This is a genomic window from Bacillus sp. MN7755, assembly GCF_054771475.1.
On record NZ_BTRL01000013.1, the window covers coordinates 33,828 to 54,385 of the forward strand.

Annotated in this window: 22 protein-coding genes and 5 pseudogenes; 18 read left to right on the forward strand and 9 right to left on the reverse strand. The window is 33.1% G+C overall.

The window, feature by feature from the left end:
• Nucleotides 1–49: 49 nt before the first annotated feature.
• From iolD to ACYVEC_RS15135, 4 genes are all read left to right on the forward strand, one after another.
• Complete coding sequence (gene iolD, locus ACYVEC_RS15120; RefSeq protein WP_098557213.1) at nt 50–1,984, forward strand: 3D-(3,5/4)-trihydroxycyclohexane-1,2-dione acylhydrolase (decyclizing); 1,935 nt, start codon at nt 50–52, stop codon at nt 1,982–1,984.
• Between the two features lie 122 nt (nt 1,985–2,106).
• The gene (gene iolE / locus ACYVEC_RS15125) at nt 2,107–3,003 is read left to right on the forward strand and encodes a myo-inosose-2 dehydratase (RefSeq protein ID WP_098557211.1); all 897 of its coding nucleotides are present in this window, start codon (nt 2,107–2,109) and stop codon (nt 3,001–3,003) included.
• 129 nt (nt 3,004–3,132) lie between these two features.
• Nucleotides 3,133–4,020 (forward strand): class II fructose-bisphosphate aldolase, encoded by an 888-nt coding sequence (locus tag ACYVEC_RS15130; protein ID WP_098557210.1) that lies wholly within the window; start codon nt 3,133–3,135, stop codon nt 4,018–4,020.
• A gap of 62 nt (nt 4,021–4,082) precedes the next feature.
• Nucleotides 4,083–4,874, forward strand: a complete 792-nt coding sequence (locus ACYVEC_RS15135; RefSeq protein WP_063223896.1) for a 5-deoxy-glucuronate isomerase — start codon at nt 4,083–4,085, stop codon at nt 4,872–4,874.
• Between the two features lie 244 nt (nt 4,875–5,118).
• Here ACYVEC_RS15135 and ACYVEC_RS15140 read toward each other — a convergent pair whose 3' ends face one another.
• Nucleotides 5,119–5,337: a hypothetical protein gene (locus tag ACYVEC_RS15140; protein ID WP_098557208.1), complete on the reverse strand. Its 219-nt coding sequence runs from the start codon at nt 5,335–5,337 to the stop codon at nt 5,119–5,121.
• Nucleotides 5,338–5,594: 257 nt separating this feature from the next.
• Between ACYVEC_RS15140 and ACYVEC_RS15145 the strand changes: the two genes are divergently transcribed.
• The 4 genes and pseudogenes from ACYVEC_RS15145 to ACYVEC_RS15160 all read left to right on the forward strand — a co-directional run bounded on the left by ACYVEC_RS15145 (nt 5,595) and on the right by ACYVEC_RS15160 (nt 7,710).
• Nucleotides 5,595–6,194: a hypothetical protein gene (locus ACYVEC_RS15145; RefSeq protein ID WP_063223898.1), complete on the forward strand. Its 600-nt coding sequence runs from the start codon at nt 5,595–5,597 to the stop codon at nt 6,192–6,194.
• A 158-nt stretch (nt 6,195–6,352) separates the two neighbouring features.
• A complete protein-coding gene (locus ACYVEC_RS15150; RefSeq protein ID WP_063223899.1) occupies nt 6,353–6,580 on the forward strand; it encodes a hypothetical protein in 228 nt (75 codons plus the stop codon).
• 60 nt (nt 6,581–6,640) lie between these two features.
• Nucleotides 6,641–7,182: pseudogene (locus ACYVEC_RS15155) on the forward strand (SAR2788 family putative toxin).
• A 9-nt stretch (nt 7,183–7,191) separates the two neighbouring features.
• Complete coding sequence (locus ACYVEC_RS15160; RefSeq protein WP_199678167.1) at nt 7,192–7,710, forward strand: hypothetical protein; 519 nt, start codon at nt 7,192–7,194, stop codon at nt 7,708–7,710.
• 113 nt (nt 7,711–7,823) lie between these two features.
• Here the strand turns inward: ACYVEC_RS15160 and ACYVEC_RS15165 are convergent, their stop codons facing one another.
• Together ACYVEC_RS15165 and dnaX are read right to left on the reverse strand one after the other, a co-directional pair.
• Nucleotides 7,824–8,114, reverse strand: coding sequence for a hypothetical protein (locus ACYVEC_RS15165; RefSeq protein ID WP_257148986.1), 291 nt, complete (start codon nt 8,112–8,114; stop codon nt 7,824–7,826).
• Nucleotides 8,115–8,200: 86 nt separating this feature from the next.
• The gene (dnaX, locus tag ACYVEC_RS15170) at nt 8,201–9,796 is read right to left on the reverse strand and encodes a DNA polymerase III subunit gamma/tau (RefSeq protein ID WP_180230836.1); all 1,596 of its coding nucleotides are present in this window, start codon (nt 9,794–9,796) and stop codon (nt 8,201–8,203) included.
• Nucleotides 9,797–10,089: 293 nt separating this feature from the next.
• On the opposite strand from dnaX, the gene ACYVEC_RS15175 reads away from it, so the two are divergent.
• Complete coding sequence (locus ACYVEC_RS15175) at nt 10,090–11,004, forward strand: hypothetical protein (protein WP_275719363.1); 915 nt, start codon at nt 10,090–10,092, stop codon at nt 11,002–11,004.
• 13 nt (nt 11,005–11,017) lie between these two features.
• Nucleotides 11,018–11,287 (forward strand): annotated as a pseudogene (locus tag ACYVEC_RS15180) (DUF2325 domain-containing protein); the annotation flags it as partial.
• Between the two features lie 42 nt (nt 11,288–11,329).
• On the opposite strand, the pseudogene ACYVEC_RS15185 reads toward ACYVEC_RS15180, so the two are convergent.
• Together ACYVEC_RS15185 and ACYVEC_RS15190 are read right to left on the reverse strand one after the other, a co-directional pair.
• A pseudogene (locus tag ACYVEC_RS15185) lies at nt 11,330–11,551 on the reverse strand (immunoglobulin-like domain-containing protein); the annotation flags it as partial.
• A gap of 362 nt (nt 11,552–11,913) precedes the next feature.
• Complete coding sequence (locus ACYVEC_RS15190; RefSeq protein WP_000410775.1) at nt 11,914–12,117, reverse strand: cold-shock protein; 204 nt, start codon at nt 12,115–12,117, stop codon at nt 11,914–11,916.
• Between the two features lie 131 nt (nt 12,118–12,248).
• Between ACYVEC_RS15190 and ACYVEC_RS15195 the strand changes: the two are divergent.
• A pseudogene (locus ACYVEC_RS15195) lies at nt 12,249–12,356 on the forward strand (integrase); the annotation flags it as partial.
• Between the two features lie 299 nt (nt 12,357–12,655).
• Here the strand turns inward: ACYVEC_RS15195 and ACYVEC_RS15200 are convergent.
• Nucleotides 12,656–12,955 (reverse strand): hypothetical protein, encoded by a 300-nt coding sequence (locus ACYVEC_RS15200; protein ID WP_098557428.1) that lies wholly within the window; start codon nt 12,953–12,955, stop codon nt 12,656–12,658.
• 555 nt (nt 12,956–13,510) lie between these two features.
• Here ACYVEC_RS15200 and ACYVEC_RS15205 point away from each other — a divergent pair.
• From ACYVEC_RS15205 to ACYVEC_RS15225, 5 genes and pseudogenes are all read left to right on the forward strand, one after another.
• Nucleotides 13,511–14,398, forward strand: coding sequence for an acyl-ACP desaturase (locus ACYVEC_RS15205; protein ID WP_098557446.1), 888 nt, complete (start codon nt 13,511–13,513; stop codon nt 14,396–14,398).
• Nucleotides 14,399–14,636: 238 nt separating this feature from the next.
• Nucleotides 14,637–15,098, forward strand: coding sequence for a CarD family transcriptional regulator (locus tag ACYVEC_RS15210; RefSeq protein WP_161940526.1), 462 nt, complete (start codon nt 14,637–14,639; stop codon nt 15,096–15,098).
• A gap of 549 nt (nt 15,099–15,647) precedes the next feature.
• On the forward strand, nt 15,648–15,794 hold the full coding sequence (locus ACYVEC_RS15215; protein ID WP_000738553.1) for a BC1881 family protein: 147 nt from the start codon (nt 15,648–15,650) through the stop codon (nt 15,792–15,794).
• Nucleotides 15,795–16,091: 297 nt separating this feature from the next.
• Nucleotides 16,092–16,325, forward strand: coding sequence for a hypothetical protein (locus tag ACYVEC_RS15220; protein WP_063224391.1), 234 nt, complete (start codon nt 16,092–16,094; stop codon nt 16,323–16,325).
• A gap of 238 nt (nt 16,326–16,563) precedes the next feature.
• Nucleotides 16,564–16,796, forward strand: a pseudogene (locus ACYVEC_RS15225) (YuzF family protein).
• Between the two features lie 67 nt (nt 16,797–16,863).
• Here ACYVEC_RS15225 and ACYVEC_RS15230 read toward each other — a convergent pair.
• From ACYVEC_RS15230 to ACYVEC_RS15240, 3 genes are all read right to left on the reverse strand, one after another.
• Complete coding sequence (locus ACYVEC_RS15230; RefSeq protein ID WP_098557351.1) at nt 16,864–17,139, reverse strand: hypothetical protein; 276 nt, start codon at nt 17,137–17,139, stop codon at nt 16,864–16,866.
• Nucleotides 17,140–17,435: 296 nt separating this feature from the next.
• The gene (locus tag ACYVEC_RS15235) at nt 17,436–18,404 is read right to left on the reverse strand and encodes a DMT family transporter (RefSeq protein ID WP_098557350.1); all 969 of its coding nucleotides are present in this window, start codon (nt 18,402–18,404) and stop codon (nt 17,436–17,438) included.
• A 10-nt stretch (nt 18,405–18,414) separates the two neighbouring features.
• Nucleotides 18,415–19,074, reverse strand: a complete 660-nt coding sequence (locus ACYVEC_RS15240; protein ID WP_063224393.1) for a GntR family transcriptional regulator — start codon at nt 19,072–19,074, stop codon at nt 18,415–18,417.
• A 444-nt stretch (nt 19,075–19,518) separates the two neighbouring features.
• Here ACYVEC_RS15240 and ACYVEC_RS15245 point away from each other — a divergent pair, with 444 nt between their 5' ends.
• Together ACYVEC_RS15245 and hfq are read left to right on the forward strand one after the other, a co-directional pair.
• Entirely contained in the window at nt 19,519–19,854 is a 336-nt protein-coding gene (locus ACYVEC_RS15245; protein ID WP_063224394.1) for a hypothetical protein, read from the forward strand.
• Between the two features lie 22 nt (nt 19,855–19,876).
• Complete coding sequence (gene hfq / locus ACYVEC_RS15250) at nt 19,877–20,065, forward strand: RNA chaperone Hfq (RefSeq protein WP_063224395.1); 189 nt, start codon at nt 19,877–19,879, stop codon at nt 20,063–20,065.
• The last annotated feature ends 493 nt before the right edge of the window (nt 20,066–20,558 follow it).

Sequence of the window (20,558 nt, forward strand, 5' to 3'; positions counted from 1 at the left end):
CCTTTTTCATATGCAGAATGACTGTTAGAGATAGAAAGGAGCAAATCATATGCAAACTGTTAGAATGACGACGGCGCAAGCATTGGTAAAATTTTTAAATCAGCAATATGTAGAGTTTGATGGAAAGCAACAAAAGTTTGTTAAGGGAATCTTTACGATTTTTGGTCATGGAAACGTAGTAGGCCTAGGTCAAGCTTTAGAAGAAGACGCAGGGGAATTAGAGGTATATCAAGGGAGAAATGAACAAGGAATGGCAAATGCTGCGATGGCTTTTGCAAAACAAAAACATAGAAAACAAATTATGGCATGTACTTCTTCTGTTGGTCCTGGATCAGCAAATATGATTACTTCTGCAGCAACTGCTTCTGCAAATAATATTCCCGTTTTATTACTCCCAGGAGATGTATTTGCAACGAGACAGCCTGATCCTGTTCTTCAACAGATTGAACAAACACATGACTTATCTATTTCTACGAATGATGCTTTTCGTGCAGTAAGTAAGTATTGGGACCGGGTAAATCGTCCTGAACAATTGATGACAGCTATGATTCAAGCCATGCGTGTTTTAACGAATCCGGCAGATACAGGAGCTGTAACAATCTGTTTACCACAAGATGTCCAAGGAGAAGCATGGGATTTTCCAAGTTACTTCTTCCAAAAGCGTGTTCACCGTATTGAACGCCGTCTACCTACAAAAGCCAGCTTAGCGGATGCAGTGGAAATGATTAAGAGAAAGAAAAAGCCAGTTATGATTTGCGGTGGTGGTGTAAGATACGCAGAAGCGGCAGAAGAACTCAAACAGTTTGCTGAAACATTCCACATTCCATTTGGAGAAACACAAGCTGGAAAAAGTGCAATTGAAAGTAGTCACCCATATAATCTAGGCGGCATTGGGGTAACGGGAAATATAGCAGCTAATACAATTGCAAAGGAAGCGGATCTTGTTATTGGGATCGGGACGAGATTTACTGATTTTACAACGGCATCGAAACAATTATTTCAAAATGAGGAAGTTGAGTTTTTAAACATCAATATTTCAGAATTCCATGCGAATAAGCTGGATGCATTAAAGGTTATAGCGGATGCGAAAGAAGCGCTTCTTACTCTAATTGATGAACTGCAAGTAATGGATTATCGATCTAGTTATACAGTAGAAATTGCTGATGCAAAAGAGGCTTGGGAAACAGAATTATCACGTCTACATAATATTCGCTTTACAGGTCAAGATTTCACACCAGAAGTAGAAGGCCATTTTGATGAGAATTTAAATGAATATGTGGACGCACTAGGTACACAATTAACACAGACTGCAGTTATTGGACAAATCAATACATTACTTGATGAAGATGCAATTATCGTTGGAGCGGCAGGAAGTCTTCCAGGTGATTTACAAAGAATGTGGGCATCAAGAAAACCAAATACATATCACATGGAGTATGGATACTCTTGCATGGGCTATGAGGTTGCGGGCGCACTAGGTGCAAAGATAGCTGAACCATCGAAGGAAGTATATGCAATGGTAGGGGATGGTAGTTACCAGATGCTTCATTCTGAGCTTGTCACAAGTCTCCAAGAAAACAAAAAAATTAACGTCTTATTGTTTGATAACTCCGGATTTGGTTGCATTAATAACTTACAAATGGGCAATGGAATGGGGAGCTTTGGAACAGAGTTTCGCTACCGAAACCAGGAAACTCGTAAATTAGACGGGGCAATTATGAAAATTGATTTTGCAGCTAGCGCAGCTGGATATGGTGTGAAAACATATCATGTTACATCACTAGAACAATTACGGGAAGCGCTTATAGATGCGAAAATACAAACAGTTTCTACATTAATGGATATTAAAGTATTACCAAAAACAATGACAAATGGATACGAGTCATGGTGGCATGTAGGTGTTGCAGAAGTATCTAAAAGTCAAAGTGTACAAGCTGCGTATGAGAGTAAAGTAAGTAACTTGCAACAGGCAAGGTCTTATTAGATTAGGACACAAAGAGAGCTTTTTATCTACATGCATATTGATTAGGAAGCTCTCTTTTTAATGATCAGTTAAGAGAATTTGGCGAAATTCTATCACATTTTGTAAAGAGGAGAGACAAGGGGATGTTCAAAGAAAATACAATTAAGCTTGGAATTGCACCAATTGCTTGGACAAATGATGATATGCCGGAGCTAGGAGCAGAAAATACGTTTGAACAATGTATTAGTGAGATGGCACTAGCTGGATTTAATGGAAGTGAAGTAGGGAATAAATATCCGAGAAATACAGTTGTATTAAAAAAATCTTTGGAATTACGAAACTTGGAAATTGCTAGTGCATGGTTTAGTACGTTTTTAACAACGAAGCCGCTTGAAGAGACGGTAGAAGAATTTATTAAGCATAGGGATTTCTTGCATGACCTGGGTGCAAAAGTCATCGTTGTTTCAGAGCAAGGGCATAGTATTCAAGGTTTAATGGATGTACCACTATTTAAAAATAAGCCTGTTTTTACAGAAGAAGAGTGGGATAACCTTGCGGATGGATTACATCACCTCGGTAAATTAGCTCAGGAAAAGGGGCTACATATTGTATACCATCACCACATGGGTACGGGTGTTCAAACAACGGCAGAAATTGAAAAGTTAATGGAAATGACTGATCCAGCGCTTGTATCCCTGCTTTTTGATACAGGTCATCTTGTTTTTTCAGGAGAAGAGCCGCTTTATATTTTGAAAAAATATTTACCTCGCATTAAACATGTACATTTAAAAGATATTCGTCAGGAAGTAGTAGATGCTGTAAAGGAAAACGAACTAAGCTTCTTGCTGGCAGTCAAGAAGGGGGCATTTACAGTTCCCGGGGATGGCGTAATAGTATTTGATGAAGTGTTTACTATCCTTGCAAACTCTGATTATAAGGGTTGGTTTGTGGTAGAGGCAGAACAAGACCCAGCTTTAGCGAATCCTTTTGAATACGCATTAAAAGCTCGAAAATTTATACATGAAAAAGCAGGTCTTTAATTTCCGCATTTTGAGATTATCCCTAAGTTAATGATATGGCAATCAACAGGTCTTTCTTACAAAAGGAATAAAAAGACGAGAAGGTTGGTTTTACATTTAATAAATAATATTGAAATAGGTGAGTATGTAATGCCATTAGTTCAAATGAAAGATATTTTAATAAAGGCCAATCAAGAGAAATATGGGGTAGGAGCTTTCAGTGTCGCTAATATGGAAATGGTAATGGGAGCTATTCAAGCAGCAGAAGAATTGTGTTCTCCACTTATTCTACAAATTGCAGAAGTTCGTTTGAATCATTCGCCAATTCATCTAATTGGTCCTTTGATGGTAGCTGCGGCGAAAAAAGCCACTATCCCAGTAGCAGTTCACTTTGATCACGGTATGACGTTTGAAAAAATTAAAGAGACATTAGAAATTGGTTTTAGTTCGGTTATGTTTGATGGCTCTCACTATCCGTTAGAAGAGAATATCCAAAGGACAAAAGAAGTTGTGGAGCTTGCGAAACACTACGGTGCGACAGTAGAGGCTGAGATTGGCAGAGTAGGTGGTAGTGAGGACGGATCAGAAGATATTGAAATGATGCTGACGAGTACTAAAGAAGCAAAAAGATTTGCAGAAGAAACAGATATTGATGCGTTAGCTGTTGCGATTGGAAATGCGCACGGGATGTACAATGGAGACCCTGATTTACGATTAGACCGCTTGCAGGAGATTAATGGGATAGTCGATATTCCTTTAGTATTACATGGTGGGTCTGGCATTAGCCCAGAGAATTTCAAGCAATGTATTCAACATGGTGTTCGAAAAATTAATGTAGCAACAGCGACGTTTCAGAATATAGTTTCTAGGGTTAACACTGCTGCCCTAAATACTCCTTATTCAGATTACTTTACGTATCATCAAGATGTAATTGAGGCCGCATACGAAAACGTTAAAAATCATATGCTCATATTCGGAAGTGAAAACAAAGCACAACCAGAAAAGCTTTCTTCATTAAATAATAGAAGGAACTCATAATTTAGTTAACTGACAAAGGTAGAGAATGAGAGAGTAGCCATTAAAAAAAGGAGGAGAACATCATGTTAGGTAAATTAGGTGAATTAAATGAAGGATATAATGTATTAACAGAAATGAACGGTCATTGCAGTGATATGTTAATGGATATAGGCATATATAAGATGTCTAATGGAAAAGAAGAGTTGTTATTTGATAATAAGAATGAAACGGCAGTACTTTTACTAGAAGGGGCAATACGTTTAGAGTGGGAAGGGATGGAACAAGTTATTCAAAGGCAGTCTGTTTTTGAAGAAAACCCTTGGTGTTTACATGTGGCTAAAAATGTGAAGGTTACAATTACTGCTCTTTCAGATAGTGAAGTGCTTGTCCAAAAAACAGATAATGACCAAGAATTTGCGTCAAAGTTATATACTCCAAATGAGTGTCAAAGTGTCGTAGCTGGAGGAGGCGTATGGGAGGGAACAGCGCAGCGTGTTATTCGTACAATTTTTGACTATAACAATGCAGCATATTCTAACATGGTAGTAGGAGAAGTTATTTCTTATCCAGGACGATGGTCCAGTTATCCACCACATCATCATGATCAACCAGAGGTATATTATTATCGATTTAATAAGCCACAGGGATTTGGATGTGCAATGGTAGATGAGGATGCTTATCGCGTTGTACATAATAGTTTTATTACAATTCCAGGTAAGCTAGACCACCCGCAAGCAACTGCGCCTGGATATGCAATGTATTTTTGTTGGATGATTCGGCACCTTGAGAATAATCCATGGAATGATCGTATTATGGAGGAAGACCACAAGTGGTTATTAGAACCAAACGTGAAAATTTGGCCAGAAAAGGAATAGATGAAAATAAATACGAGCACGCCTATTTATAGTGATAGGATGCTCGTTTTTCTATTTATTCGCAGAAAGGAAAATCCTTCTTACTGTTACTGTCGGGCTATTGTCCTGCACACATTTGAAGAAGGAGGATTCTTTTAGTAAGTATGTAGAAATAACCTTTTATTTTTAGGTTTGCTTTTGACCTGATAGTTATTTTTTTATGGGGAAAATTAGTTTACTGATTATTAAGTTTTTTCGTTGTAATTTATTTTTTGGTTGTTGTTCTATCTACATCTGAAATGGCTGAGTCTGTGCCGTATAGGTCTTGGTTACTATTTTTATTGCTAGCATTATTGTTATTGTTTGGGTTATGTTTCACTTGGGATGATGTTTCTAGCATTTGTTCTTGTTCCTTACTAGGGGTATTCAGGGCATCCGATGGGATGCGATTAATCTGTTCGCTCAATAGATTTTCTTTGTCCATATTATACAGCTCCTTTTTGGAATGAGATAAGAAATAATGGAATTATTAATAGACACTCCGATATTTTGTGTCTTTGAAAGGAATTATATACAAACTTATATTGCAAAGTTAACTAACAAAAAAATGTTAGTGATGAATAAAGAGGTATAGAATTGAAGTTCGAAAGTGTGGTTCTTCTATCTAATAAAATATGATTTGATATTTTATTAGTTTTGGTTCGTTAAGCTTATATACTTAAAGTAAAGGGCTTAATTTCAATTAAGGGGGAGGATAATTTGGAGGTGTATAACTCAGCTGCTCCTGCACAAACAAATAATGAAGAGTTACCATTCGATATTTCTTGGATGACCGATTGGATTGTAGACTGGTTTGGTTCTTTGTTTAATGGCGGCAGTGATGTAATAAAAGAAGGGGGAGATAAAATAGATGGTGCAGTCCATGCGAGTGTACCTGCATTCTTTGATGTTATTTTCCTTATACTTTCTGTAGTAATTTTAATATCATTATTAGTTTTTGGGGCTTCTTTATGGTTTAAACATATAAAGTGGAAAAAAAGATCTATATATTTTGGAGTAGGTTCATTTATCCTCATACTTTTAATAAGGATTCTACCAGTGTTAATGTTGACAACACGTTCTTTTGATTTTCAAACCTTTATGAGTAATATGGTGGGCTTAATTACTTCTATAATTTTAGGAACAGCTGTATTAATGTTTTTGATATCTTTAGCATTAGGTATGCTTTATAAGAAATTTGAACATCCCAAATATGGAAAATGGAGTTCAAGTTTGAGATATAGTTCCATTTTTATATTTGTAATGACATTGCTAGTACCGGCCTTACTGCGTCATTTATAATTTCGGTTTATAAAAGGAGAAGGAGGAATAGTGCAAGTAATTTCTATAATATTTCTGTGTAATGATGCTAGTGCTCGTTCTCCTGTAGATTTCAAGGTAAATCTAATAGATTAAAAAAATATATGATACGAAGTTTTGCCATAGGGGGAGAGGTACTAGTGACTACTTTTGTTGTAATGGTAAGTATATTCTTGATTCTGTTCGTAATTGGTCCAAAAGCAACTAAGAAAAAAGAAGAAAGAGACAGAATTAAAAAGGAACATGAAGAGAAAATGGAGGTTTTAGAGGAAGAAAAAATTGACTTAGATATTAATGGAATTAAAGTAAGGTTACACAAGAAGCCTAAGCTAAAGAGTAGTATATATAAAATAAAGGGTGACAGATAAATTCATAATAGGATAATCGGTTTCAAATTTATTTACAAAGCTTTAGTACAATCAGAAAGGATGATTCGATGGGAGCTGAAGTTAAATACCAATGGACAACTAGCATTTTTAATTACAAAGGTAAAGGAGAAGAATGGAAATGAAATAGAGAAGAATTTTTCAATTCTTGTGACTGATGTAGAAGGTGAAGATTTAAAAGCCATTTTTGTGGATCAAGAAACTGGTGAGCAATATTCTATTGATACACAAGAAATAACGGCATCTGCTCTTCCTTTGGTTCCTGTTCTTGTTGCATTCATAGTTAAAAGCGGTCTAAAAGCAGCTATAAAAAAATATGGACCAACTGCTATTAGAACTCTAATGAAAAACTCTGAACCTCTTGCTAAAGCAGTTGCAAGCAGATTGGGATACGCAGAAACAAACTATTACTCTCATGGTGCAAGAGTATATTATAACAAAAAGGAAAACCTAAATATATAACTAGAGACAAAGATGGCCACAATGGTGGAGCTTTTAAAGGTGCTGATTCAGTAAAAGCTCTTGGAAGTAAGAAAACTAGATCTGGAACTTATGATTTAGAATTAAGAAGAATCGGAGCTTAATAACTAATTATGGATAAATTTAAAAAATTCAAAGTAGATTTTACAAATAATGAAGAAACTCCCTTTTTTCAAGTAACTTCGAATCATAGAATTAGATTCGATATGGATTTATTTGTGAATAATAACACTCGATTATTAAAAAATATCTTGGATAATTTATTCAATCAAAACGAAAAAATAAGTTCTTCCTTTATCTGTGGATATATTATAAATGGTAAAAGAATTCATGAAAATACAGGTTTAGGTAAATTTACTAAAATTAGAAATTGGAAAGAAACATTAATAAAAAACGATAATTTTACAAGTTCAACAATTTTTGCATCTATAAAAAATTTAAATTATCAGGATGTATATAAATACTGTCAAAATGTATCACAAGGGCATCCATCAGCATATATCTCATTTTATAATGACAATTATTTATTATATATAAATCAGGATGTACTTGATATAATTTCATTTAATGAGAAGTTAATAGAACAATTAAAAACTAAATATGCAGTGGAATATGATAAATATTATGAGTAATCGATATATTTTAAAGGAATATATTTATGAGATTATAGAGAATTTCAAAAAAGACCAGCCCCTTATTTATTAAGGGATGGTCTTTTTCAATTTTTTCTCCCATAATGAAGTATTTAATTACATTGATTGTTGTTATTTATCCGAACATATGCAATGTTCTCAACTAATTGGAAGCCATTTTCTATTAATTTGGTAATAAATTCATTCGAATTGTTTTTCTTATCAATTTCATCTAATAAAACAAAATCACCTAATTTTTTTCTTTCCTCAATTGGTAGGTGTCTATTTTCAAGTATAACGTTTAGGATACCTAATTCGATATTAGAGAATGTATGCTGCTTTGTTAATTTATTAGCTAGATGAAATGCAATTAATTGATGAAAGGTTCTAATGTCATAAGGCATTGGATGAGCATCCCTATAACCAGTTGCTAGTTCATTAAGTACATACAATAGATGATCAAATTCCATAGAAGATAATGCGGAAATATCTACAACTGGGAGTTTAGGTTTCTTTTTTCTAAGTAAATCATTGTAATTTGACGTCTAAGTAATTGTGAAATGGTTTTAGTAACTATGGAATCATTTAATGGATTATATAAAGTCTCAACTTGTTGGGGATTTTCCATTACGAATATAATATGGTGCTTTGATCCAGTAGCATGAACTATTTCTCCTAAACTATTTGCGATTAAAGGATTATCTTTCTTTATATGAGCAATACAGTTAGGGAGGAATGTTTCTAATAATTTGCTGGTTTCCCAAGTGATTTCTGGTAATACGATATCTTTTGCTGTTTCTTTAGCTTTTGGATCACGATAAATTTGGATATTTCTGCGTCTTTGATTAGATATTGGTTGTTCTTTTTGTTTTTCATATTCGTCTAAGCGCTGATTGAATGTTGCGATGGTATCAAGTAAGCTTTGTAACAATGTCTGATTAAGCTCACTAGAAGCTTCATTTTCATTATTTTGGATATTCGGTTGGTTCATTGATATTTCCTGCTCCAGTTGGAGTATCTTAACTAATGCAATTTCAATTAATGTCGCTGCATATACAGAACTTTTTATTTTATACTGTACCGTTGTAAGTTCTTCAAGAATACTTGGAATCTTGGATAATGGTATTCGCTCAGCAAGATTTATAAAGGCATTATTATAAATGGCCACTTTAAACATGTCAGTTTTTTGAGATAGATTGAATATCATGAGGTCTCTGTAGTAACCAATTAAATCGCTTAAAAAGAAATCCGCTTGTTTTCTCTCTAGGATAGTTTGCAAGGAATCCAAAGTGCTGGTTAAATCTTTCTCAGTTATATAATGTATTAGTTTTTCAATATCCTGAATTGCTACCTTACCAACGACTGTTGCAACATGGTCTATTGTTACATTATTTGTTGCGTATGCGATTACTTGGTCCATTATGCTAAGGGCATTTCTTAAACCACCTTCAGCTAATTGGGATATTAAATGCAATGCTTCATCTGTAATCCGAATCCCTTGATCATGGGAGATGAATTTTAACCTTTCAATCATTGCTTGAAGTGGGATGTTTCGAAATTCAAATTGTTGGCATCTAGAAATGATAGTTTTAGGAACTTTTTGTGGATCTGTTGTAGCTAGTATGAAAATAACGTGTGCTGGTGGCTCTTCTAATGTCTTTAATAGAGCATTAAATGCTGAATTTGAAAGCATATGCACTTCATCGATAATGTACACTTTATATTTTCCTGTAACCGGTGCTAAATGTACCTGATCTCGTATCTGCCGTATTTCTTCTACTCCATTATTGCTTGCAGCATCAAATTCTAGAATGTCCGCGAATTTATTATTATTGATATCACTACAGTTGGCGCACTTTTGACAAGGCTCACCATTACTTAATGGAGCTAAGCAGTTAACGCCTTTTCCAATTATTTTGGCAACAGTTGTTTTACCAGTACCTCGTGGTCCAGATAGTAGGTAGGCATGAGCTACTTTTTCTAGTTTAATCGCATTCATGATTGTCGTTTTAATATGATCTTGCCCCACTAAATCATTAAAGCTATTTGGTCTATACGCACGGTATAGTGCAACATAATTACTCATCAATATTCCTCCCATAAATATCAAATTTTATTAAATGGCAATCCTTTTAAATGCAAAAAAGCAGCCAAATGAGTAGAGTTACTGTTCACATTTTCATGTGTTAACTCAACCCAAAGGGCTGCTTTTAATTTAAAGAAGAAAAAACAAAAAAGTAAAAAATTATAAGAATATTATAACTCTTGGTTTGGTAAAAAGGAAGATTAAAAACTTAATGAATCGATTTGACACTCATAATTCCACATATTACTATTTAGAGTAGTTATCAGAAAATTCTATTTTGGAGGGGGTTAAAAATGGGTGAATTAGTTTCGATTACAAAAAACAACGGAAAAGAATCAATAGATTTATTTAAACATTACAGTGAGTGTTTTGAGGAAGGAGATTCTATAGGTCAAGATAAAATATCTGATGAATTATTTACAAAAGTGAAAGATGCTGTTTTTCAGTATTGGTTAGAATCTACGGAATCATTATCTGATGTTGTTGATTTGTACATTATTATTTCTTTAATAGAAAGTGATTCATCGAAACACAAGAAAATAGTTACACGTTTTTTCAATGACTGTAAAATTTTCTTAACAGCGAAGGAAAAGAAACAGGGTAAACGAGGGAAAATCGATCGCTTGTTAAAAGAATATAGTAAACCACAAATGAAAGAAAGGCTTCAAAAGAATTTAAAAGTCGCTGGTGAAATTGAGATAGCTCAATTACAAGCAGCGTATGATCAAACAGATAATCAACAGAAGAAAATTAAAGATGTACAAGAAGTAATTGAGAAGTACGGAATGCATTTCACAATTTTTATCACTGCTTATATAAAAACTCAAGGAACAGATGATATGCATGATTTGTATTTAGAAGCTGCTCCATTCAGATACATTAACATTCTTGCAGAATTAGCAATATTTCATCAGGAGAGATATCCTAGTCAAGAAAAGGCCGAAGAGATTTCGTTTAAAGAGGAGCGGAATAAACTTCAAAGTAAGTTAAACGAGTATGAAAAAAAGCTTAACAAACAAGAGAAAGTGTTAAATAAATACAAAATGGAAAATGAACATTTGAAAAAACAAAAAATCTCATCAGATGATAAGGCATCAAGAGTTGTTAAACAAACAGAGAGGTCAGTAAATGAATTGATGACTGATTTGGCAACTGAGGAGGAAATCAAGTCAGAACAACATAAAAAAAGAAATAGAGTATTTAAATAAAATGATTGAACAAATGGCTCAAGAAATCATTCAATTGCAGAAAGAAGAAGAGCCGGAAGGAAATGTGCATAAGAATGATTTGTCAGGAAAGAAAGTGGCTGTAATTGGTGGAAATAAAGAAAGATACTATAGAGAGTGCGTTGAAAAATACAATGCAGAAATTATATTTGTAGCAGAAGATCAGCATCGTAAGATAGATAGTGCAGTTAAAAAGGCTGATGTAGTCTTTTATCTAATAGAATTATTGAGTCATATATATCATGAATTAATTATTCCAGCCGCAGCTCGCTATAACACTCCTATCCGTTTTGTAAATAGTAAGGGGATTACCTGCTTTAGATGTATCAACTTCGCCCATATGAATTACTTTGTCAGTAATATCGCCATCTTCTTTATCAATAGCTTTAACGCCAGAAAGTGGGTTGTATTTATCGCCGACATGAATAGTTACTTCAGTAGGTACAGTTAAAACTGGATCTTCATCTTTTGTTTCTACGTTTTGTTTCACTGTAACAGTTTGCTTAGCGATAACTGTATGCCCTTTAGAAAAAAGAAACAATCTCGACTAAAATTGACTTTGCATAAGCTTAGCTTGATGGGCATGGGGTAGTACCACATGCCCATCCACTTAAGAAATGTAAACACCCCCAAAATAAAAAATGAGCTAACTTCTCAAAATAACTAACTGTAGAGAAAGAGAATTTTCATTTAGCGGGTACTTTTATGCTAGAAAAAAGGCTTATAAAGTTGGTAGCTCAAAAATTAAATTAGGATACTCCGTAAGTATATGCTAGACTTGGTTTACCATTTGATTTACTATTTTCATGACCTTTACGAGTCGGGGGTTCTTTGTTTCACGGAAAAAAAGCAGACTCTTATAAAAGAGCCTGCCTTCCCTGGTTTATAAAATTAAGAAGCTTTACGTACGTTTGAAGCTTGAGGTCCACGTTGACCTTGCTCCAAATCAAAAGTCACTGCTTGACCTTCTTCTAAAGTTTTGTAACCTTCGCCTTGAATCGCTGAGAAGTGAACGAATACATCGTCTCCACCTTCACGTTCGATGAATCCGAAGCCTTTTTCGCCATTAAACCATTTCACATTACCTTTTTCCATTTGTATTGCCTCCTAGTGTGTAAACACACACAATGTAATACTATCCTTGCTTTCAGTGATCATAAAGGTGAAAAGTTACAAATCCTTTACACCGAACAAAAATAATTCATTTTAACAATAACATTTTTTGTAATAAATGTAAAGGTGAAGAAAAGACAGCTACTATGTTTATGCAAATGTTAGAGCTAAAGAAAAACACGTTTCATAAAATAATGACGGAATATGAGGAACTAAAGTAGAATCTCTCTTATTAGAAATCCTACTTTTTCTTTGGTTGTAAGAATCCTGATGTTTTTGTATCAGAATAGTATTGTGTATATCGAAAAAAATAAAAGACAACTCCAATTAAGAGTTGTCTTTTTGTGTAATAAAATCCCCAAAATATGAAAATATACAAACGAATATAATACGCTATGGTTGATATTATAACAAAACCGAAGAGTATTGAAAATAAAAAGAATGTTGTAATGATTTTTTAAGATTTTAGTTAAAAAAGCCTCGAAAATAAACCTTTTATAAAGGTTTATTTTAAATATGATTATTGTATTTCGAGGGAATCCTTATAAATCTTAGCTATATAGTTTACAAATTCAATGACAGGATAGTGTATGAGTGAACGGTGCTGCGTAAAACGAACCCCTGATTTTTCCATTTTTGAAATGAGTTGTTCAACTTCCAACTCTTTTTGTTGTATTCTATTATAATTTTGATATACAATGTTTTTCCATTGATAGGAAGAGCCGTGAAAATAACTCTCTCCTTTTACCATGTGACTAAATATAATTTCTATTTTTTCTCTACGTTGTTTTTCCTTCATATGCGCTTCCGTTGACTGCATGTTTATCGCCTCTTCCCTTTGTGTTGTATACCGTTTCACAAAATTTGGTCTAACTCATCCATAGCCAATGTACATTGATCTGGTTGGGAATTGTCGTTTAAGGATATCTAATCAACTATATTTGTTTTTCAAGCGCTTAATCTAATATATTGGATTTTACATCTAAATAAGCTGATAGTGTGTATAAAACACTATCAAACTTTATTATAAAACCATTCTTTATAGACATGCACCTTTTTACACTCACCAAGATTTACAACATGAGGAGAATCTTCATCCATGAATGTTATTCTGTATTTACTGAGGTTAGTTTTTTTATTTAGGCTAATTAACATATTGTATGCCTCAGTATCTATTTTATAAAAAAGAAAATAGATGAAACGGGTCCCCCTTTTGATATAAAAAAATCCTATAAAAATATAGCGCTCTTAAGGAATTTTATTACAAATTTATTATGTTTGACTTTAAAAAAGGAACGTAATATTTATTTGTAGAAAATTTTAAGGGTAAAAATAAAATGACAATTTATATGATAAGAAAAGGGGGCACTTATAGATGCTAACAAATGATTTAGATTTCCGATTAGAACCACGTTTAAAAGAACTGTATGAACAACATAAAATAAGAGCGCAGAAGATAGACTGGGGTTATCATGAGTTTTTACCATGGGATAAGGGCATGGACTTTAAAAGAGTTCCTTGGGATGAAAGTCAAGTTACTCTTCCTTCTGGTGTAATTACAGCAATTGAAACAGCTTTATTAACAGAAGTGAATTTACCATGGTTTACAACGTATTTATCTGCAACTTTTAAAGGATCCCTTTCTGTTATTACGGACTTTATTCACACATGGACTTCAGAAGAGGATCAACATTCGAATTTATTGGAGACATATTTACTACTCACTAGAAGTGTGAACCCTAAACGAATACATGAATTAAGAAAGTCAGTCGTTGAGGGTGGATTTGAGCCAGATTTTCATACACCAATCGAAGCCATGACGTATACGACGCTACAAGAACTTGCAACGATGGTGTTTTACAATAATGTGGCTAAGGTTGCAAGTAAGCATGATCCAGATCTTGCTACATTATTACGCCGTCTTGCAAAAGATGAAACGCTTCATTATGCGTTTTATCGAGACGTGATTCGAACACATTTAGAATTGGAACCTAATTATTGCTATCATATTGCCAATGTGATTAAGAATTTTAAAATGCCAGGTGCCGTCATGCCTGATTTTGAAAATAGAATGGCTGTGATTGCAAAAGAAGCGAATTATGGACCACTACAATATTTTGATCAAGTACTTGATGTAGTGGTTGATTATTGGGGGTTAAAAGACTTACGACCAATTGCACCTTTAGCTGAAAAAGCAAGAATTGAGATTTTGGAATACTACACAAGATTGAAAAAAATACGGGATCGATTTGGTCGTTTTTAAGGGAAAGCTGATCTACGTTAATGAGTAGAGATTTCAGAATATAAGCGGGGGAATTCCCCTGCCCTTTATTGGAAATCTGACGCACTCCCTATTGTTTTGGGGGTGTTTTTTACTTGATTTAATTTTTGTCAAAAAAGTTGTTGATGATAAAAATGATTTTATGATATTATAAAAAGTTTGATAAAAAATTACATATGTGTTAAGGTTAAGAAGGTTACCATATATGGAGGTGGATTATATGTTTCAAATTGGCGATAACATTGTTTATCCAATGCACGGAGCAGGTATAATTGAAGCCATAGAAGAAAAAGAATTCTCAGGAAAAAAACAACAGTATTATGTTATAAAAATGTCAATCAGTAATATGCAAGTCATGATTCCTATGGGTAAAGTACTAAGTTCGAGTATACGCCCAGTTACTGATATACTTGCATTAAAACACATTATACACATTTTTCAGCATGGGGAATCAGATAAATCATTGCCGTGGAAACAAAGGTATAAAGTGAACACGGACAAAATAAAAACGGGTGAAATACAAAAAGGTGCTGAAGTTGTACGTGATTTAATGCGTATGAAGAAAGAGAAGGCACTGAATACAAGCGAAAAAAAAATGTTGGATAACGCACATGAATTTTTGATTAGTGAACTAGGATTAATTAAAGGGATCACTGAAAATCAAATAAAAAGTTTCTGTTAAGATTCATAATAGATAATGTATTAAATCCCCCGAAAATATCCTGAATTTTTCGGGAATATGATGATTATTAAAAGTAAATCATTTCAAAGACATTCAACTTCTTCAACTCACTTTTAGAGTAGGAACCTCTTTTGTTATTACTTCAATCTTATCCATTTTTATTTTTAAATTTCTTTTACGAACGTTCGAAGTTTCATCAAATAACTCGATTAAATAGTCACTTGATTTTTGCAATCCTGATTCACACTGGCACGGACAAGGATCCGTAAGGATGGAAGAGAGGTAGGGCTTTCATTGTTTTAGGTAATATATTATCTAAGTCATTATTTCTAGAAGAAAAAACAATCAATCTCACCGCTATCTCTTTAAGAGTTCCTTACATCTACTGAGACAGTGAATAGTAATTGTTTATCTTCTTTACGTAAAATTGATAAACGAACTGGTAACACCATATGGTCAACTACAAAAAAATGGTTTCCAGACCAGGAAACCATTTTTAATCTTATTTACATTACAATAGTAAATGAAGCAGTAAGAAGGAGTGCACAAATGAAAAAAATGTTAACAAAAGAATTAAGTAATGAATTACAGAAGCGAGAAGGCGTCATTTCTATTACAGTTGAGTCTTATGAAAAAATTGAAGTTGGTGGAATTCGTGTAGATGGACCAGCTGTTATTCTAATTAATCAAGAATAGCTAAAAATAGTTGAATGAAAGAAGAAAAGGATCAACCTTTACGAGAAGGGAAGATCCTTTTTGTTTGCTACAGCTAATATGGGATATACGTAACTTTTATCTGATGTGTTGGGGTTAAAAGGAAGGAGAGGGTCGGGATTATCATGGTGGAAAGCTTAATATTGGTAGGATTTCTTTTTACGTTATATAAATTAGTTGATAAAAAAACAAACTAATTATTTAAAACGATATATTGTTTCCTTTTTAAGGGCAAGATTTATTTGAGAGTGAAATGGATAATTTAAAGGAGGAATTTAGATGAATGCAAGGAAAGAACGCATAAAATACGAGAAGATGTCAAAGAATTATGATCGTATTTATTTAGTTTCGTTTATCCTATTAATTGTACTTGTTTGTAGTAGTGTGATTATCATAGGAGCTACAGGAGGAAAATATGGAGTGTTTTTATTGTTAGCAATTTTACTTAACGCACGTATTACGAAAGAATCTCAAAAAAAGTATGAGCAGTATGCTAACAAAGGGCGTATTTAAAATGACACATATCTTGAAAAGAACAACCTAAATGTACATTCAAAATATCCCTATATCATCACCTATTAACTAACAAAAGGAACCGTATATAAATAATTTTTTAGTGATCTAGGAATAGAAAACGTACCTTATTAAAATGTTATTTTTGTTCCTATAATGAATTATTCTTCTAGCATATTTATAAGATTTATATCATATATTAAGAGAAAGAATGTAGGTTAGAAAGAAGTTTTATAGATTGAGTTATTTGGAGGGAAATGACTTGAGTGAACAAAATATGGTAAGTGTACCTAATCCCTACGTATATCAGACATTACAATCGGTAATTGGTAAACATGTGGTTATTGAAACTGTAAGAGGTAATGTAAGAGGAAAGTTAAAGGATGTGAAACCAATCATTTGCTAATTGAAGATACGGTACCGTATATTGTACGAATTCAACAAATTGTATGGATTATGCCAAAACAATGATTAAATTACATCTAATTTGATTTATAACAAATTGGTTTCATAGACGTCCAAATAAAAACACAGGGTTTTATCTCTGTGTTTCTTCAAATTTTCTTTTTTGGATATATGCTTGAGCATGGATAATTTCTTTCTGAAGTTCTTTTAATTCTTCCGTAGATCCTGATTCAATCCTCATGTACGTAGTAACTAGACTAATCATCATATCCATCTTCTCTACTATATTTTGAATGACCTGTTCAGATTGCTCTTTTTTAGGATGTTGTATTGCTATTAATACATTTTCTATATAATTGTTCTTTCTTTGCTGAATATCATAAATAAACAGTTTTGTGTTTGAGTTCATTTGTTTTTCCTCCATTTTGGATATACTTCTATTCTATTATATTCGAATGGAAAATATTAGATTATCCTAAATATACACCTGTCTCCCACATCTCCTCAAATATACAAACTAATCCTTTAACGTAAAGGAAGCTAAGAAAAATTTTTATAAAGAAAAAGCCGATTTCCCTATATATTAAGGGCATCGGCTTTTGTTCATATTCTTTTACTTAATCAATTTCTGACATAAAACTTATAATAATAAAATTACTTTTACTAAATAGAAAAGGGTTTATACTGTACATTTTAAAATATCAATTAAGCACTAATATTTTGGTTATGCACTATTTCACCTTTATGGGAAACATAACTGTGTGCTATCATTCCTAGCATTATTACAAACATCCCAAACCAAGATAAAATAGAGGGGAATGAAGAATGTAATAAGATTAGTTCTCCGATAACAGCAAAAAGCACCTCCATGGATTGTGTTGCTTCAACGGTTGCAAGTTTCTGCATATCTCCTTTAACCATATCAGTCGCTTTAAAAAATAAGATAGTTGCAATTACACCAGAGCAAATAGCAACTAAAATAGATTGCATAGTTTGCTCCTTACTAGGTATTCCTGCTGTAAAAAGACCGTACAAGGATAGTGAAAACCAAAACGGTAAGCTAGCTAATGTCATTCCAAGGACACGTTGATAAGCATCTAGACGATCTCCACAAACCTCCATCATCTTACGATTCCCGAGTGGGTAAGCAAAAGAAGCTACAATTACAGGGATAATACCTAACATAATATCTTTTACAGCAAGTGATTTTGCTTGTTCCATTTGCATAAGGAAAATACCAAGAAGAATAATCAATGACATACTCATACCCTTCATTGGAATTTTTCCTCTTTTCTTAATAATTCCATCTGGTGTTTGATAGGTTTGGATAAAAAGAGGAGCTAACAAAGATCCTGATATAATAGTAACTTGCCATGTCCCCGCAATAATCCATCCTGGTGCATGTGCAGCAGCAAAACATAATGGAGCATAAAATAGACCAAAACCTACAAAACTCCATAAAAACCATGCACTTAAATCCTCTCTCATAACTTGTAATAATACTTTTAATTTTTTTCGACTCATAACAAGAAGTAAAAGGAATGGAAGCATGAAAATAAACCTTAATGAAGCACTCCATATCCAGCTACCACCTGATAATTCCATTGCTCGATTCAGTATAAATGTGAAAGCAAAAAAGAAAGCCGCACATATACCTAAAAAAATAGGGCGCAAATTTCTCACCTCAATCTATCTCATAAGTCATTAATTTCTCAAGACTTAACCAGTTTTGTTCTACAAGATGTGCTGTTGTCTCTTTATCTTTATTTTTGCATGCCTCTATAATTTGCTGATGTTGTTCTACTGACTTTAGACCATTTATAGAAGTGAACTGAGAAATCTCGAGACGTTGGATCTTAGATATACTTCGTTCTAACGCACGAATGATTTCAGGATTTCCTGCCACATCTAAAAAAACATTGTGGAATAACTCGTCAGCTTCAATTGCTTTTATAATATCTTTTTTCTCAATAGATAATAGTAATGCCTTATTACTGAACTCCAATTCTTGAATATCCGACTCTTTTAATAATGGTACTGCTAAACGAGCAGCTAACGAGTGTAAAACTGCTACCACAGTAAATGCGTGTTTCGCCTCCTCAATATTTAATGGTGCCACACGAGTAAATGAACCAGGAATAGATTCAACAAGTCCTTCATCCTCAAGACGCTTCAACGCCTCTCTAACTGGAGTACGGCTAATTCCAAATTCTTCTGCTAACTCTTTGTCATTTAAGCGTTGCTCCGGTTGCAGCTCTAATGTAACGATTGCTTTTTTCAAAGTTAGATATACTTCATCTCTAAATGACATACGTTTAATGGGTTTAATAATATCTTTTTTCATAAAACCAATATATCGGATATTGGTTTTATGGTCAACTCTAATTTTCCAATAAAATATACTCGATTATCAAATTCTAAAAACGAGCGTTTAAGGAACTCTATTTAGTACTAACAAAACTTAAAAAATACGGTCAAAAACTAGTTCTAAAAATCATTGCCAAAAACAAAGTATCATAACAATCATCAAATACCGCTTAAGGAACCTTCTTAACGTATGAAAAAACCAAGTTTTTTAAAGAAATAAATCCTTAGCGTACGAAATTCGCGTTTTATTGGTGGAACTCCCTAATTAATTTGCTTAATGGATTCGGTCTCGTCTGTTTTGGATACTATTTTTATTTCGGATAGATTTCTTGCGAAATATGTATCTAGAGCCGTATTTTAATTTAAATGTGATACGATAATTGTATATATGCATTTAGATGGTAAAAGGGGATGAGTGTTGATGAAAAACCATACAATGGTAAACGGAAAACTCCTTCAGACATATAAAAAGTGGTCAAATCTCCGGCAAAAACAAAAAGATCATATTTCTAATTGGTTATGTAGGGATTACATACAGTTTGTAAGAACGCATCATCGAAAACCTAGAAAAAACGAGCATGATGAGATTTTTCATGAAGTGATGAATCAAATACAGGAACAAGAAATATGGATTCCATATGGTGAAGTGAAAAAATATTATGTAAGCAAAATAGGAAAATGGTTTAGAAAAATAGAAGGTGAATGGGAAATACAAATAGACAACAATGAGCGGCAGCAAGTATTAAAAGAAAAGTAGATACAAATAGGGGGCGTATTTCATGTATAACTTACAAGAAGATATGTATGAACAATTGAAAGAGAAAAAAGGGGAAGTTACTGTATTTTTAACGAATGGTGTTCCAGTACGTGGGCAGATCCTTGCAACAGATAAATTTACCGTCCTAATGATGGTTCATGGTAAGCAACAACTAGTCTACAAGCAAGCAATTTCCACAATTCTTAAGTAATTCTTTTTACTTTTTTCGAGAAAAGAGGAAAAAACACAAAAAAATAGAAGATTGAGATCAATCTTCTTTAAAAAAGGAACAGATGACAGATTACTACTCCAACTCTTAATCAATTATAAATAAGCACATATAAATATTCAATCCATTCTGAGTTTTCTCAACACATTTGTCTTATTTTTAAATTATAATATAAGTAATTCTTTTTATTATTATATGTTTGTTCTTTCCTGTTGCAGAATCCTTAAGATATTAAGGATTCCTTTTTTTTATCTAAAATCCAAAAATAAAAAGATAAGATCCGGAAACACGATCTTATCTTTAGCACAAGGAGTAAACAAAAGGATAACCATCATATTGTTATTATAATTTATTTTTTGTTAATTTCGAATATTAGAACCGTAATTAATAAGTATATCTATATTGAGAAATTTATTACAAAATTAGTTATAAATGATTCAAAACTCCAATGTAAACTTTTATTTTATTTCAATCA